Genomic DNA, 13780 nt, shown 5'->3' with positions numbered 1-13780 from the left:
GTCTCACTGCCGGGCGTTCACTGCGACGAGGGCCGCGCCGGCCCACGCCGCGTCCGCGTGGGGAACGAGAGGGAAGCCTGGCTGGTCACCGCCGTGCCGCAGAGCCACGCCGAGATCGGACACGTCGGAGTCGTGGCCGAGCGTGTTGGCGTAGGCCGGCACCCTCCGGGCCGGTACGGCACCCGGTTCGTTGATCGTGTAATCCGGTACGTCGTACGCAGGACTCGCGGAGTCGCCGAGTGCGACGGGCGTACGCCGGTGCCCTGCGGAGAACGTGAGCGCGTCACCCGCGCGTCCCCGGACGCCGTCGTACGCCACCAGGCCGACACGTCCGCCCGCCCCGCCCGGCGCGCGCACCCCGCTCCGCCTGACCTCGGCGCGGGAGCGGCAACTGGTGGAGGCGTTCCCCGCGCGGACGAACCGGCCGAGCCGCACCGCGCGGTGGCGCCGGGCGAAGGCCACCCGGGCGGCCTCGGGGGAGGGGGACGCGCCGGCCCGGGCGGCGGCCGGGACGGACAGGACGGCGGGGGCGAGGGCGCCCGCCGTCGCACGCGGCAGCGGACCCAGGAACTTGCGCATGGCCGACGGTGCCCTTTCGCACGTACTGGAGAGATCCGCAACTCTAGCGACATCAGTACCAATATGGAGAAATCGGGCAACTGTGTCGGAATCGTGGAGGCCATCTCTCCTCACGCGTCACTCCATTGGCGGCACAACCCTGGGGAGCGGGGCGCGTTGACACAGCGCCGGGCATTCCGCCCGAATGTTGTGTCGATCCCAAGGAGCACCTTTCCAATGTCGCGTATCGCGAAGGGCCTGGTCCTGACCTCTGCCGCCGTCGCGGCTGTTGCCGGCGGCGCCGGTGTGGCCTCCGCCGACTCGAACGCCCACGGCGTCGCCGCCAACTCGCCGGGCGTGCTGTCGGGCAACGTCATCCAGGTTCCGGTCCACATCCCGGTGAACGTCTGCGGCAACACCATCGACGTCATCGCCCTCCTGAACCCGGCGGTAGGCAACGCCTGCGTCAACGACTGACACCGGCACGCAACCCTTCGGCCGGCCGGCCGCCCGCACATCCGTCGCGGCGCGGACGGCCGGTTCCGTGTTACGCCGGACAGATCACGTTCCGTGCGCGAGCGGTTGCACCCGGCCGGCGGTGAACTGACGGTGGGCTCAGGTCCCACTGTTCACCGGAAGGAACACCCATGCGTGATCTGCCTGCCCGGCGTCTCGCGTCCACCGCTCTCTGCGCGGCCGTCCTGGTCGGCATCACCGGCCCCGCCGCCGTCGCCGCCGACACGGCACGCGGACACGGCCGCACCAGCTCCCGGGCGCCCGTCCCGACGGCGGAACGGGAAAGGCTCCTCGCCCAGGTGAGGGCCCTCGGCGCCGCCGGTTCCGTCCTCAACCCGGTCGTCGACCTGCTCAACCGGTCGCTGGAGAAGGGCAAGCTGCCCGCCGACGAGGCCAGAAGGCTGGGCGAGGCGGCGAAGAAGGCCATCACCAAGGCCGCCGAGGACCCCACTCCGGCGACAGCCGCGTCCCCGACGGCCCCCGCGTCCCCCGCCACGCCCACGGCCCCCGCGAAGCCCGCCACGCCCACGGCTCCCGCATCGTCGCCCGCTCAGACTGCGAAGCCGACGTCCGCGTCCCCTTCGGCCCCCGTGGCCCCCGTGGCCGCAGAGCCGGCCGCACCCCCCGCCCCCGCCAAGGCCGACGACGGCAGGCCGCCCTCGTCCCGTGATCTCACGGACGACGCGCTCTCCGCCCTCCAGACCGCGGTCGACAACCTGGTGAAGGCGGTCACCGACGGTCTCGACCAGATCCTGTCGTTCGCCGACGACGTGGTGTCCGGCCTGGTGGACCTGCTCGGGACGACCCTTCTCGGCAACGACATGCCCGCCCCCAGCATCGACTCCCTGCCCTCCCTCCCCTCGCTGCCCGTCCTGCCGTCCCTCCCCTCCCTCCCCGCCACACCCAGCCCGGCGGCCACCGGCTGACCCGGGACCGGACTCCCCGCCGGTCCCACGGGGATCTCATATGTCTTCTCGGCACGGGGTTTCCGGCCCGGCCGGACCTCGTTAGGCAGGGCGTAAGACTCCCTGGGGCGACGTGAGTTGCCGAAGAAAGGAACACGATGAGGTCTCTGAAGGCTGCCGCCGTTGTCGCCGGTTCCGTGGCCCTTGCCGGCGTCACCGCGCCCGCGTTCGCCTACGACGCCCAGCACCTGCCGCCCATGAGCCTCAACGGCGGGCTCACCCAAGTCTCCGAGCACCCGCCCACCGTCACCGATCTGCTGCCGGTCAAGCACCAGTCGGACGCGCTCGACACCGAGAACAAGGACTCCGTGCTGAGCAACGTCAAGGGCGCCACCACGAACCTCAACCGCAAGGCGCTGCTCGGCGGTCTGCCCCTGCACCACTGACGTCCACCGCGTCGAACGGGCCGGTACCGCACCCGCGGAACCGGCCCCCGGCGTGTCGGGCCCGTGTCCCCCCATCGGGTGGAGCGGCCCCGGGCACTGCTCCGGAAGGGTGAGAAGCGGCCGGGTCGCCCCGCGGCCCGTCGGTATGGTCGCGCGGTGACCTCAGTATCGAGCGAAACCCGCCCCTTCCGCGCCGCCGACCTCGGCACACTCGCCCTGCTCGCCTGGATGTCGGGCGACGGCAGGACCCCCTGCCTCCTCGCCTGCTCCCTGGGGGACGGCCCGGACGGCCCGGAGGCCGCGTCCGCCGCCGTCGGGCGGCTGCTCCGCACCATGGGGCTGCCCGTCGGCGGCGAGCCCGTCGACGGCGCCACCCGGCCCAGCCTGAAGGTCAGCATGCTGGTGGTCGCCGGACAGATCGTCCTGCAGATGCCGGGCGTCAGCAGCCAGGTCACCCCGCCGGCGGAATGGATGAGGGCCGTCGAGGAACTCGGCTACACCTACTTCATGTTCACCACCCGCATCTGCCCCTCGACCGGCCCCCGCCGGCCGGCCGCCGGGGAGGCGCTGGCCGCGTTCGCCGGTGCCCCGGAGACCACGACCGCCGCCGCGCACCTCTACCTGCCCGCCCGCAGCCTGCGCGCTTGATGGGCCGGCACGCGGGCGCGAGCCGCGGGCTCGCCCTGCTGATCGTGCTCGCGGGGGCGGCGGGAGTGCTGGCCTCCTGGGTGATCACCCTGGACAAGTTCAAGCTGCTTCAGGACCCGCACTTCGTCCCCGGGTGCAGCCTCAACCCGGTGCTCTCCTGCGGCAGTGTGATGAAGAGCGACCAGGCCGCCGTCTTCGGGTTCCCGAACCCGATGCTGGGCCTGGTGGCCTACGGCATCGTGGTCTGCGCCGGCGTGAGCATGCTCGCCGGAGCCCGCTTCCCCGGCTGGTACTGGCTGCTGTTCGAGGCGGGCTGCCTGTTCGGCGTCGGCTTCGTGTCCTGGCTCCAGTTCGAGTCGCTGTACCGGATCAACGCGCTGTGCCTGTGGTGCTGCCTGGCCTGGATCGCGACGATCATCCTGTTCTGGTACGTGACGTCCGCCTGCGTACGCCACCGTTTCCTGCCCGCGCCCCACTGGCTCGAGGCGTTCTTCGCCGAGTTCACCTGGGTGCTTCCCGTACTGCACATCGGGGTGGTCGGCATGCTCGTGCTGACCCGCTGGTGGGACTTCTGGACGAGCTGACCACCACGGCAGAGCCGCCGCCGCCGACGCCGGGCGCCCCCGACGGGCCCCGATACGTCACCGGCCGGCTCCACCCCCCGTATGGCTCCTCGGCGGTGACCCCGCGCGCCCTTCGCCGGTTAACCGGGAGGACATCCGAACCCGGAGGAGGAGCGAGCGATGGTCGTCGATGTCGGTGGCGTGGCCGGCGGTGCGGAGCAGCGGGCCGCAGCGGGGGCGGGCAGACCCTCACGGAGGGAAATGGCGCGGGGGCTGCTGGCCTCCGGCGCCGCCCTGGCGCTCGCCCCGGTCGTCGCCGCGTCCCGGCCCACGTCCCCGGCCGGCGGTACCGGGGACGGCTCCTTCGACGAGACCTACCGGGGCCGCCGCATCCAGGGCGTCCTGATGCCGGCCGCGGGGCACCGGGCGGCCGGCGGCGACTGGCGGATCACCATCGACGGCCGCCCGCTGCACCTGATGCGCCGGGCCGACGGCACCTGGCTGACCATGGTCGACCACTACACGTCGTACCGCACGCAGCTGGAGGCCACCCGGGCGGCCGTCGACGGGATCGGCCCCGGCCGGCGGCTGCGCGAACTGGCGCCGGGACCGGTCGGGGACCCACGGCCGGGTGACCGCACGCACCCGGGGGGCCGGCATGGCGTACGTGCGTAAGGACGTCAGCACCCTCACCCGCACCGAGCGCCGGCGGTTCGTCAACGCGCTGCTGGAGCTGAAACGGCGTGGCGAGTACGACGAGTTCGTGCGCATGCACATCGACTTCTACACCACCGACGGCGAGGACGGCCTGCGCAGCGCCCACATGGCCCCGTCGTTCCTGCCCTGGCACCGCCGGTTCCTGCTGGAGCTGGAGCGGGCGCTGCGCCGGATCGACTCCTCGGTGACGGTGCCGTACTGGGACTGGACCCGGGACCGCACGACGACCTCGGTGCCCTGGACGACGGACCTGCTCGGTGGCAACGGGCGGCACTCCGACCGGCAGGTGACCACCGGTCCGTTCGCCTACTCGGCGGGCCACTGGACCATCCGCGAGGGCGTCACCGACGGCAGATTCCTCACCCGGGACCTGGGCCGGGCCGCCGCCCCCATCCAGCTGCCCACCCGCCGCGAACTGCAGGGGGCGCTCGACGACCCCGTGTACGACGTGTGGCCCTGGGACTCCACCGTCCGCCAGGGCTTCCGCAACAAGCTGGAGGGCTGGGGAACGGGCACCGGCAGCGCCTCCTGGCGCAACCACAACCGTGTGCACCGGTGGGTCGGCGGCGCCATGCTCGGCGGCGCGTCCGTGAACGACCCGGTGTTCTGGCTGCACCACGCCTTCGTCGACCTTCAGTGGCACCGCTGGCAGCGGGCTCACCGCAACCACCGCTACCTGCCGGCCGAACCGCCCCGGGACACCGACGGCCGGCACGGCCGGGTCGTCGCCCGGCACGAAAAGCTGCCGCCGTGGGAGGAGACACCGGACCAGCTGGAGGACGTGAGCCGGCTCTACCGGTACGCGTGAGATGCCCGCCGGCCGCAGCGGGCACGGAAAGAGCCCCGGCGCTCGGAGTGCCGGGGCTCTCGCCTGTCGATGCCGGCCGGTTCAGCCGCCGTAGCCACTCTCGGAACCGGCGTTGCCGTTCTTGTCGTCGGAACCCGCGTCGCCGCTCTTGCCCTCGTGGCCGTCGTTGACACAGACGTTCCCGAACGTCGGGTTCAGCAGGCCGATGACGTCGATGGTGTTGCCGCAGATGTTGATCGGCACGTGGACCGGAACCTGGATCAGGTTGCCCGACAGAACGCCGGGGGAACCGACGGCCGCGCCCTCGGCGGTGGCGTCGGCCAGAGCCAGCCCGGCCCCGCTGATCACCACGGCACCGGTGCCGAGAGCGACGGCGACTGTCTTCGCGATGCGGGACATCACGTTCTCCTTTGGTTGCTCGGATAGCGCAGCGGCAGACCAGCCGCCGCACTTCCCGTTCAACGGCGTCACCCGGGGCTGGTCACGGTGATCAGCCGTGGATCACCCTTTCAACGGCAACGCGCTTCCGGCGGGCGAGCCGGCGCGGCGTGCACGCGGCTCCGGCGTTATTCGCAGGCACCGGCCCGGACCGCTCCCTTACCCTCCGGCCATGGACAACGACAACCTCCCCGACGCGCGCGAGCGGTCCCGGCAGCTGATCGGACTGCTCGCCGACACAGGCCGGCTGCGGGCCTTCGCGGCGGTGGCGCTCGGCGCCCGGAGCCCCGAAGAGGTCGCCGGGGCGGCCGGCCTGCCGGCGAAGGCGACGGCACTCGCGCTGTTCAGGCTGCGCGAGCAGGGTGCCGTGACCGACGGCACCGACGGCGGGCTGGCCGTCTCCTACGACCTCCTGCGCGACCTGGCCCGCCCCGAGCAGCCCGCGCGGCAGGCGGGCCCGGACGTGATCACCACCTTCGTCCGGGACGGCCGTCTGCTACGGCTGCCGGCCCAGTGGACCCGCAAGCAGCGCGTACTGCGGCACATCGCGGAGCAGACCTTCGAGCCGGGTGTCGCCTACCCGGAACGCGTCGTCAACGAGCGCCTGCGGGCCTGGTGCGAGGGCTCCGACGACATCGACCATGTGACCCTCCGGCGCTACCTGGTCGACCTGCACGAACTACGCCGGACCGACGGCGTCTACGAACGCGTGCCGGCCGGTACGTGAGCGGAACCGGCGCCGGCAAGGCAACAGCTGACCCGAGCCCGGGCCCGGGTCACCGCCCCGCCAGGACGACCGACACACAACGGCGGTCCCCCGTGGGGCTGTCGGCCTCAGCCGGGCAGCCGGCGTATCGGCGAGCCGTCCAGCCAGGCGCGGATGTCCTCCACCGCCTGGCCGTAGTACGTCGTGTAGTTGGCGTGCGAGACGTAGCCGAGATGAGGCGTGGCCAGGAGACGGGGCGCGGTCCGCATCGGGTGGCCGGCGGGCAGCGGTTCGATGTCGAACACGTCGACACCGGCGCCCGCGATCCGGCCCTCGTGCAGCGCGGCCAGCAGCGCGTCCTGGTCGACGATCGCCGCGCGCGAGGTGTTGACGAGGTAGGCGGTCGGCTTCATCAGGGCGAGTTCGGCGGCGCCGAGAAGACCGCGGGTACGGTCACCGAGGGCCAGATGGACGGAGACGAAATCACTCCCGGCGAGCAACTCCTCCTTCGAACCGGCGAGTTCCACCCCGACCTCGGCGGCGCGCTCCTCGGTGAGGTGCTGGCTCCACGCGCTCACCCGCATCCCGAACGCGAGCCCGACCTGCGCCACCCGGCTGCCGATCTTCCCGAGGCCGAGCAGGCCCAGCCGGCGTCCGTGCAGATCGGCGCCGACGGTCGACTGCCAGGGCCCGTTGCCGCGCAGCGCGGTGCTCTCCTGGACGATCCCCCGGGCGAGACCGAGCAACAGCGCCCAGGTCAGCTCGACCGGCGGGGTACTGGAACTCGCCGTACCGCACACGGTGACGCCGTGCGCCTCGGCGGCGGCGTAGTCGATGACGCTGTTGCGCATCCCGGAGGCGACGAGCAGCTTCAGCCGGGGGAGACGGGCGATCAGGGAGCCGGGGAAGGGGACGCGCTCGCGCAGGGTGACGACGATGTCGTAGTCGGCGAGGGCCCCGGCGAGGGCCTCCTCGTCCCCGAGGTGCTCGCGCAGCGAGACGACCTCCACCCGCTCCCCGAGCACCGACCAGTCGGCCAACTCGGTGGCCACTCCCTGGAAGTCGTCCAGCACCACACAACGAAGTCGCACGTCGTCTCCCTCCCGCCCGACGACTCTAACGACCGCCCGACGCCGGGGTTGACCCCCGGTACGTCACGACCCCGACCACCCGATCGGCACAAGCGCGGGTGAGCGGGGGCCTGCCCGCTCAGCACGGACGCGGGCCGGCTCGAAGCGGCCTTACGCCTTTATCCGGGAATCGGGTGATTGCCATTGGCTGCCCCTTCGGCATGCCCGCAGCGCCCCGCCAGTATGCTCTTCGGGTCTTCTCACCTGACCGGCCGACCAGGAGTGCGCGATGTTCAAATCCCGGACGACCGCAGGCATGTCGATCCTCGCGGCCGTCGCGGCGAGCACGCTGCTCCTGGGCTGCTCGGCCTCCGCCGAGGTAAGGAAGTCCACGCCGCCGAAACTGTCCGCGGACAGGCTTTCCAGCACGCTCTCCGAGAAGCTCGCCGCCGCCACGGGGCAGCAGAAGCCGCACGTCTCCTGCCCTGAGGACCTCGTCGGCAAGGTCGGCACCACCCAGCGCTGCACGCTCACGGCGGATGACGGCAGCACCCTGGGCGTCACGGTCAAGGTCACCTCTGTCAGCGACGGCCGGATCCACTACGACTTCAAGGCCGACGACAAGGCCTCCCCGGCGCCGAACTAAGCGACACCCAGCCGCGGTTGTCCGGCGGAGCCACGCCACGAGCGGGTCGTCGCGACGAGGGAGCGCCCGCCACGCCGACGCCGGAAAGCGGCAGACACGGGAGGCAAGGCTGATGGCGCGGGCGGAACCGGGGAAACAACGCGACGGCACGGCCCGTCAGGATGCGACCGAACCAGGCACCGGGTGATGTCGCGGGGCCAAGGGAGCGATGTGCGCTGTACGGCCGGGTCATCTTCGAACTCCTCCCAGGACTCCTTCCCACTCGTGTCCTCACCCAGTCATCGGTGTCACGGAACCGCTCGCATCCCGCTTCCGTGTCGCTTGACGGGACAGGCCGAAGGCGCCGGCAGCCAGTGTCCACATCAGGAGGGGAAATACCGCGACCCGCTCCATGCCTCCCATGCCCAGGCCCGAATAGTGGTGGGAGACGAAGAGCGCCAAGGCCGTGATCGCGGTGATTCCCGACAGACTGGCAACCCAACGAAGTGGAACCGGAACATCGTCTGACAGGCCGGCTCCTGCCAGCACAAGACCGATGTTTCCCGTGCCCATGATGAGCAGGGCACCCAGGACGTGCTGATTCTCATGTGCGTCCGCAGGTGCCAGCCCGGCGAGCACGAACCCCAGACCGGCACCGGCCAGCAGGAGCCGGGCCACGGTGGCGGTCGCGCCCCGGCGCCACCTGGGACCGGTCAGGGCGACACCGACCACGAGCAGCGTCCCCAAGGTGATGAACGAGACGTTCATCAGGGCATGTTCGGGCGAACATATATACCGCGGCTCGGGTTCCTGCTGCACAGCACAGTGGACGTTACCCAGGTCGCTGATATTGTTCCGCGCCCAACTGTAGGGTTTCGCCCAGGCTGACTGCACGACCCCATGGATCACGAAGAACTGCACCGCACCCGCGATCCACGCGGAATACCCGATCCGAGACTTCACCTGTCCACCTTCTGCCGCACATTTCCCGTACGACCCAGCGGATCACGCGGCTCCAGTGGCAGGCACTCCGGTGAGCCCCCGGAGCGGGGTAGGGCAAACCTCATGAACGGGCGTGTCCGATGACCCGCGGAACTGCGGCCAGAACCTCTCAGTACCGTCCCGGAACCCGGGATCACCGGTGACCGCGGGGGGCTGCACACGGCCCCGTTACTCAGCCGCGATGTACATGTCGAGGAGCGGCCGGGATGGGGCATGTGCCGGCAGGGGAGGGAGACCGAGATCGCTGGCATCGACGACGAGATCGGGCGTGAGCACCTCATCGAATCGTTCATAGGCGCCGGCGTCACTCAGGTGACCATGGAGTGCTATCGCCTCGTGAATACCCAGGCGGTCGTCGGCGGTCAGGCTCAACCCACCCTCGCAACGCATGAGTTGGGAGGCAACGGCCAAGGCTACACCGCATTCCACGGAAACGATCTCGACGTTGATGGCAGAGGTCGTCCTCAGCCCGCGCGTTCGCCGAGGCGATGAGAAGTGCCTGAGTGAGCTCCCTGACCCCGCTGAGAACGGCCCGGTCGGCGACCCACCTGGCGAAGCGGCCGGCGAGCCTTTCGGACTCAGCGGCTCACAGTGGTCTCGCGGTCGATGCGTGACAGCTTCTCGGGATTGCGCACGGCGTAGAGCCCCGTGATGAGGCCGTCGTCGATGCGCACCGCCAGGACCGTGTCGACCTTGCCGTCCAGCCGGAGGACGAGCGCTGGACAGCCATTGACCTGTGTCGGCTGCAGCGACACTGCGGCGGAAATCCTGCCCAGTACGCGGGCCACGCTGTCGGCGCCCATGACGGGCGCCGGCGCGGCCTGTACCGTTCCGCCCCCGTCGGTCAGCAGAACGACATCTGGCGCGATCCTGTCGAGCAGGCATTGCAGGTCCCCTGTCTCGATCGCCTGCTGGAACGCCACGAGCGCGCTGCGGGTCTCGCCCGGACAAACGACTTCGCGCGGCCGGCGCGCAGCTACGTGGGCTCGTGCCCGGTGCGCGATCTGGCGGACCGCGACCGGGCTCTTGTCGACGGCCTCCGCGATCTCGTCGTATCCCAGGTCGAACACGTCGCGCAGCACGAACACCGCCCGCTCGGTCGGGGCGAGCGTCTCCAGCACCAGCAGCATCGCCATCGAGATGCTGTCGGCCAGCTCGACGTCCTCGGCCACGTCGGGCGCGGTCAGTAGCGGTTCAGGCAACCAGGGGCCGACGTAGGACTCCTTGCGCCGCCGAAGCACGCGTAGTCGGCTCAGTGCCTGTCGGGTGGTCGTCCGGACCAGGTAGGCACGCTGATCCCGCACTGTGCAGAGGTCGACGCCCGCCCAGCGCAGCCATGTCTCCTGAAGGTGGACGAGATCGACCACCCGCTGCTGGCCGAGGCGTCCGAGCAGTTCGCGGACGAGGACGGCAAGCCCGAGCGCATCCGGTCCGTGGACGACCAGGTGCTGTTCAAGGCCGCTGCCGTGGCAGCCGCGGGGTTGTACGAGCACCGCTTTAGGAGTTCGATCCCTGGCCGCTTCGGCTGCTGCTGTCGGCTGATGCGACAGCCGGACGGAGACGCTGGTGTACGTCCCCGTCCGGCGTCGTTGATGTCAGCCGTGGATGTCAGAAGCCTCGGTCCTTGAGAAGCTGTGTCTGAGGCCTGCATGACAAGATGTTCTAGGCTCGGACCAATCCTGATTCTCTGAATCTGTGCAGTCAGGGGCTTGTCGCTTCGAGCGGGGCTGCCCGAAGAGACGGGCAGACGGACGCCGATGCCGTCAGTCTTGGTTTCCTGAGTGCTCGTCGTCACCTCGCGGCCCAGCCGTCGTTGGCGTATCCGCGGTTTAAGCGGCGCCCTTCTTGTCGTTGATCTGGAAAGTGATGACGTCGACTTCATCGGTTCCCGCCAGATCTGGGTAGTGGCCCTTGAGGACTTCCCGGAGTTCGGCTGCGGTCGTCAGCCCCTCAGCTTGGGCGTCCTGGTTGGTGAGGTCGCTGACCAGGCAGTGCCTGATGCCGGTCACCTCTGCCGACAGGACGACTTCAGGGTCGCTCTCAAACACCAGCCGTGCCGGGCCGAGCTGCGCCGGGTCCCGGAATCGGGTGGTCTTGGTCTTGGCGCCGGAGCGGACGACTTCGAGGTAGCGAGGATTGAACCGAATGATTGCGGGACCGGCCGTCTCGGGGTTTTGGTAGAGCGAGGGGTCGAGACCGTTCATTCCCGCCTCCGGGGTCCATCGCTGAGCCAGCGGCACCAGGTCGGCGGCGACCACGGACATGAGCCCCGCGGGGGTGGGCACGATGACGCGCATGGTGGGGTAGTAGTCCAAGAAGACCTGCCGATCGCGCCCGCACGGGCCGATGACCCCGCGCTCGTGGTTTCCCACGGCGACGATGCAGCGCATCTGGCGGGCGCCCTGGGCCCGCGCGGCTCCCAGAGCCACGAGTTCGGCGCAGGGGCCGCCGGTGAAGTGGTAGAGGTTCACGCCAGCGAACATCCGGTAGTCGGCGGCCATGACTGCGGCGCCCACCGTGTGGATTCCATCTTCATCGGGCCCGGCGTCGGTATGCGCGTCTATGGTGCGGCGTGCCAGCTCCACGAGCTCACGCTCATCAGCATCGAGAGCTCGTGCAGATGACGGGACATACACCTTTTTGACCTTCCCTTCCTTCAGCAGCCGCCCAAGAGCATTCCACGCCACGCAGGCGGGCTCCACAGGGTTTCGGCTTGCCTTGGCGGGACCCTTATGGTGGTCCCGTGGGCAGGGATGCAGTGCGAGGCTGATCGTGATCACGGACGACGATCCGGGTCCCCGGTTGTGCCGTGGGTGCGGTGGTCCGCTGATGCCGTTGGCGAAGTCGACGGCGGCGTTCTGTTCGTCGGCGTGCCGCTCGCGTCATTGGCGCCGGCTTCGGCGCCCGAGGGTGAGGACCGAGTCGGTCCAGGTCGCCGTGGTGGCGAACTGCCTGGAGCTCGACGCACGTTGGACGGTCGGAGTGGAACATTCCGCCTCGGCACGGTACTCCTCTCCCCGTTGTCGCAAACGGGCCTGGCACCGCCGGCGCGCGCAGCAGGACGGAGTGTGAGACCGCGCGCCGCGCCCCGGCGGGGCCGCTCCACGTGCCGGGCCCGCGCGTCCTGGCAACCGTTCCCGGGCCGCCGGATGGTGAGAGAGAAGCGGGTACTCGCGGCGAGTTGACGGCATGAGGGGTGCCGCGCCCGGCCCGTGGGGGTTGATGCGGATGTCCGGATATGTCGGCAGTGTGACCCGGGACCGCTACGACGAGCTGGTCAAGCTGGGGCGGGACTGGGTGGCCACGATGAGCAGCGCCCAGGGGCGCCTCGGGGACGCGGCCTTGGAGATCAAGGCGATTTTACGGCTTGGCGCAACGTTCGACGCCCGGATCCCAGATCTGACTTCCGGCGAGTAAGGGACGGGGATGAGGCCCAATCAAGAACCGCTTACGGGTGGGCCTCGTCTTTGTCAGGTCGATCACGGGGCCTCGGTGACGATGGACAACAGGTCGTGCTCCTGGGCTGACCATCTGCTGGGGTCCGACGCCGACCGCTGCTGATCGGGGCTGTTGGTGTCAGGCGTTGGTGTCAGCCACCGTGGGCGGGTTTGACAGCTTCGCCGGGGGTGCGGCCGTGGACGGCTACCGCATCTCCGACTGTCAGTGCTGCATGGCACCGGGCCGCCATGACGGCAACGACAGAACTCACCCTCTTCGCCGACTACTTCCAAATACACGTAACCGATGCGGATTCAGACGGTGATCTAAGCGACGCGTGGACTGACCAGGCCGTTGCGGATCACCTCGCGGTTGCATCAGATGCGCTGGGCATCGGCACGTCGGTCAATGTCAACGTATCCGTTACGGTCGTCGTCCTGCCTCAGGAGCCGAGTGATGACGGCTCGGAATTCGATCACGTCGTTGAGGCCAGCCTCGATGTGTCGTTGGGCCGCCTGATGGTTCTGGGCTGCACTGACTACGCCCCCGATGCGGCAACGTTCGAGGTCCCGAAAGGCTGGAACCGCGTCCGCGTGTCCCGGAGCAACTTGGCTCGGACAGCTCAAGCCGACGTCGACTCTGACGAGAGCCCAGAGACCACTGAGAAGATCCGTATCCAGGTGTGGGCGGCCCCGGAGCGTCCAGCAAAGATCATCAAGCGGTGGTCTTAGGTCGGCGGGGTGGTGGTGGGCTCGTGCGCCCGTCCTTCGAGCCGAACTTTCACGACCATTTGTTACCCACCACTCACCCCAGCGTGCCCGCGGTCGGCGACGGCGCCCCCTCCATCCCGGTGCCGGCCGATCCCCCGCCGGAGGCATCGGCTTGGACCGCGCGCCGCTCTATGCGGTGATCGCCTCATGGCCTCGGCCCTATCCACCAGTGGGCGCGAGTCGGCGCAGCGCGGGCGAAGCGGGCCGAAGGCAGGAGCGTTACCCGGAGCGGAGCCGGGTGCCTTGACAGGCCGGGGGATCTGCTGGCCGACGAGTGACGGGCTCGTTGCCGTCAGAGACGCGAAACGCCCTGGAGGGGAGATCCCCTCCAGGGCGTTTTCGCTGGTAGGAGGTGGCGCCCCCGGCAGGACTCGAACCTGCGGCCAAGCGCTTAGAAGGCGCCTGCTCTATCCACTGAGCTACGGGGGCCGGGTGGGGTGGCCCGTGACCGGTGCCCTGGTGGGGGCTGATCCGTGACGGTGCCGGGGTCAAGGATAGGGCTCCCGGTTCCTTGACCCTGTCGCTTCCCCTCCGTGGCTCGATGTGGAGGTTCGGTGAAGCGGTCCTGAT

At 70.1% G+C, this 13780-nt stretch carries 18 protein-coding genes and 1 tRNA gene; 11 read left to right on the top strand and 8 right to left on the bottom strand.

Features of this window, described 5'->3' with window-relative positions; all coding sequences use genetic code 11:
• Positions 1-3: 3 nt before the first annotated feature.
• Entirely contained in the window at positions 4-579 is a 576-nt protein-coding gene (locus ACF1BE_RS03760) for a hypothetical protein (protein ID WP_392197332.1), read from the bottom strand.
• A gap of 216 nt (positions 580-795) precedes the next feature.
• Between ACF1BE_RS03760 and ACF1BE_RS03755 the strand changes: the two genes are divergently transcribed.
• The 7 genes from ACF1BE_RS03755 to ACF1BE_RS03725 all read left to right on the top strand — a co-directional run bounded on the left by ACF1BE_RS03755 (position 796) and on the right by ACF1BE_RS03725 (position 5161).
• Positions 796-1035: a chaplin gene (locus ACF1BE_RS03755; RefSeq protein WP_392197331.1), complete on the top strand. Its 240-nt coding sequence runs from the start codon at positions 796-798 to the stop codon at positions 1033-1035.
• A 170-nt stretch (positions 1036-1205) separates the two neighbouring features.
• Positions 1206-2000, top strand: coding sequence for a hypothetical protein (locus ACF1BE_RS03750; protein ID WP_392197330.1), 795 nt, complete (start codon positions 1206-1208; stop codon positions 1998-2000).
• A gap of 137 nt (positions 2001-2137) precedes the next feature.
• Positions 2138-2425: a hypothetical protein gene (locus ACF1BE_RS03745; protein WP_392197329.1), complete on the top strand. Its 288-nt coding sequence runs from the start codon at positions 2138-2140 to the stop codon at positions 2423-2425.
• A gap of 156 nt (positions 2426-2581) precedes the next feature.
• Positions 2582-3073 (top strand): DUF5949 family protein, encoded by a 492-nt coding sequence (locus ACF1BE_RS03740; protein WP_392197328.1) that lies wholly within the window; start codon positions 2582-2584, stop codon positions 3071-3073.
• Positions 3073-3657 carry a vitamin K epoxide reductase family protein gene (locus ACF1BE_RS03735; RefSeq protein WP_392197413.1) on the top strand — a complete coding sequence of 195 codons (585 nt, stop codon included), beginning with the start codon at positions 3073-3075 and terminating at the stop codon, positions 3655-3657. The genes ACF1BE_RS03740 and ACF1BE_RS03735 overlap by 1 nt, the downstream gene beginning before the upstream one ends.
• A 159-nt stretch (positions 3658-3816) precedes the next feature.
• Positions 3817-4311: a tyrosinase family oxidase copper chaperone gene (locus tag ACF1BE_RS03730; RefSeq protein WP_392197327.1), complete on the top strand. Its 495-nt coding sequence runs from the start codon at positions 3817-3819 to the stop codon at positions 4309-4311.
• Positions 4295-5161: a tyrosinase family protein gene (locus ACF1BE_RS03725; protein WP_392197326.1), complete on the top strand. Its 867-nt coding sequence runs from the start codon at positions 4295-4297 to the stop codon at positions 5159-5161. The genes ACF1BE_RS03730 and ACF1BE_RS03725 overlap by 17 nt, the downstream gene beginning before the upstream one ends.
• A gap of 81 nt (positions 5162-5242) precedes the next feature.
• On the opposite strand, the gene ACF1BE_RS03720 is transcribed toward ACF1BE_RS03725, so the two are convergent.
• Positions 5243-5560, bottom strand: a complete 318-nt coding sequence (locus ACF1BE_RS03720; protein WP_392197325.1) for a chaplin — start codon at positions 5558-5560, stop codon at positions 5243-5245.
• 211 nt (positions 5561-5771) lie between these two features.
• Between ACF1BE_RS03720 and ACF1BE_RS03715 the strand changes: the two genes are divergently transcribed.
• Entirely contained in the window at positions 5772-6326 is a 555-nt protein-coding gene (locus tag ACF1BE_RS03715) for a DUF2087 domain-containing protein (protein WP_392197324.1), read from the top strand.
• A gap of 107 nt (positions 6327-6433) precedes the next feature.
• Here the strand turns inward: ACF1BE_RS03715 and ACF1BE_RS03710 are convergent, their stop codons facing one another.
• Positions 6434-7396, bottom strand: a complete 963-nt coding sequence (locus tag ACF1BE_RS03710) for a D-2-hydroxyacid dehydrogenase family protein (RefSeq protein WP_392197323.1) — start codon at positions 7394-7396, stop codon at positions 6434-6436.
• 268 nt (positions 7397-7664) lie between these two features.
• On the opposite strand from ACF1BE_RS03710, the gene ACF1BE_RS03705 reads away from it, so the two are divergent.
• Positions 7665-8021 (top strand): DUF4333 domain-containing protein, encoded by a 357-nt coding sequence (locus ACF1BE_RS03705; protein WP_392197322.1) that lies wholly within the window; start codon positions 7665-7667, stop codon positions 8019-8021.
• A 270-nt stretch (positions 8022-8291) separates the two neighbouring features.
• Here ACF1BE_RS03705 and ACF1BE_RS03700 read toward each other — a convergent pair whose 3' ends face one another.
• The 4 genes from ACF1BE_RS03700 to ACF1BE_RS03685 all read right to left on the bottom strand — a co-directional run bounded on the left by ACF1BE_RS03700 (position 8292) and on the right by ACF1BE_RS03685 (position 11689).
• Positions 8292-8963 carry a DUF998 domain-containing protein gene (locus ACF1BE_RS03700; RefSeq protein ID WP_392197321.1) on the bottom strand — a complete coding sequence of 224 codons (672 nt, stop codon included), beginning with the start codon at positions 8961-8963 and terminating at the stop codon, positions 8292-8294.
• Between the two features lie 207 nt (positions 8964-9170).
• Positions 9171-9374, bottom strand: a complete 204-nt coding sequence (locus ACF1BE_RS03695) for a hypothetical protein (RefSeq protein ID WP_392197320.1) — start codon at positions 9372-9374, stop codon at positions 9171-9173.
• Positions 9375-9580: 206 nt separating this feature from the next.
• Entirely contained in the window at positions 9581-10396 is an 816-nt protein-coding gene (locus tag ACF1BE_RS03690; RefSeq protein ID WP_392197412.1) for a sigma-70 family RNA polymerase sigma factor, read from the bottom strand.
• A gap of 435 nt (positions 10397-10831) precedes the next feature.
• A complete protein-coding gene (locus ACF1BE_RS03685; protein WP_392197319.1) occupies positions 10832-11689 on the bottom strand; it encodes an ASCH domain-containing protein in 858 nt (285 codons plus the stop codon).
• A 541-nt stretch (positions 11690-12230) separates the two neighbouring features.
• On the opposite strand from ACF1BE_RS03685, the gene ACF1BE_RS03680 reads away from it, so the two are divergent.
• Positions 12231-12419, top strand: coding sequence for a hypothetical protein (locus ACF1BE_RS03680; RefSeq protein WP_392197318.1), 189 nt, complete (start codon positions 12231-12233; stop codon positions 12417-12419).
• A gap of 269 nt (positions 12420-12688) precedes the next feature.
• Positions 12689-13171 carry a hypothetical protein gene (locus tag ACF1BE_RS03675; protein ID WP_392197317.1) on the top strand — a complete coding sequence of 161 codons (483 nt, stop codon included), beginning with the start codon at positions 12689-12691 and terminating at the stop codon, positions 13169-13171.
• A gap of 392 nt (positions 13172-13563) precedes the next feature.
• On the opposite strand, the gene ACF1BE_RS03670 is transcribed toward ACF1BE_RS03675, so the two are convergent.
• Positions 13564-13639: transfer RNA gene (locus tag ACF1BE_RS03670), tRNA-Arg, on the bottom strand.
• Positions 13640-13780 lie beyond the last annotated feature (141 nt).

This window comes from Streptomyces sp. NPDC014991, from assembly GCF_043080665.1.
In the GTDB taxonomy this organism is placed as follows: Bacteria; Actinomycetota; Actinomycetes; order Streptomycetales; family Streptomycetaceae; genus Streptomyces.
Note: the sequence above shows the minus strand (reverse complement) of the source record. Positions and strands in the feature narration are given on the sequence as shown.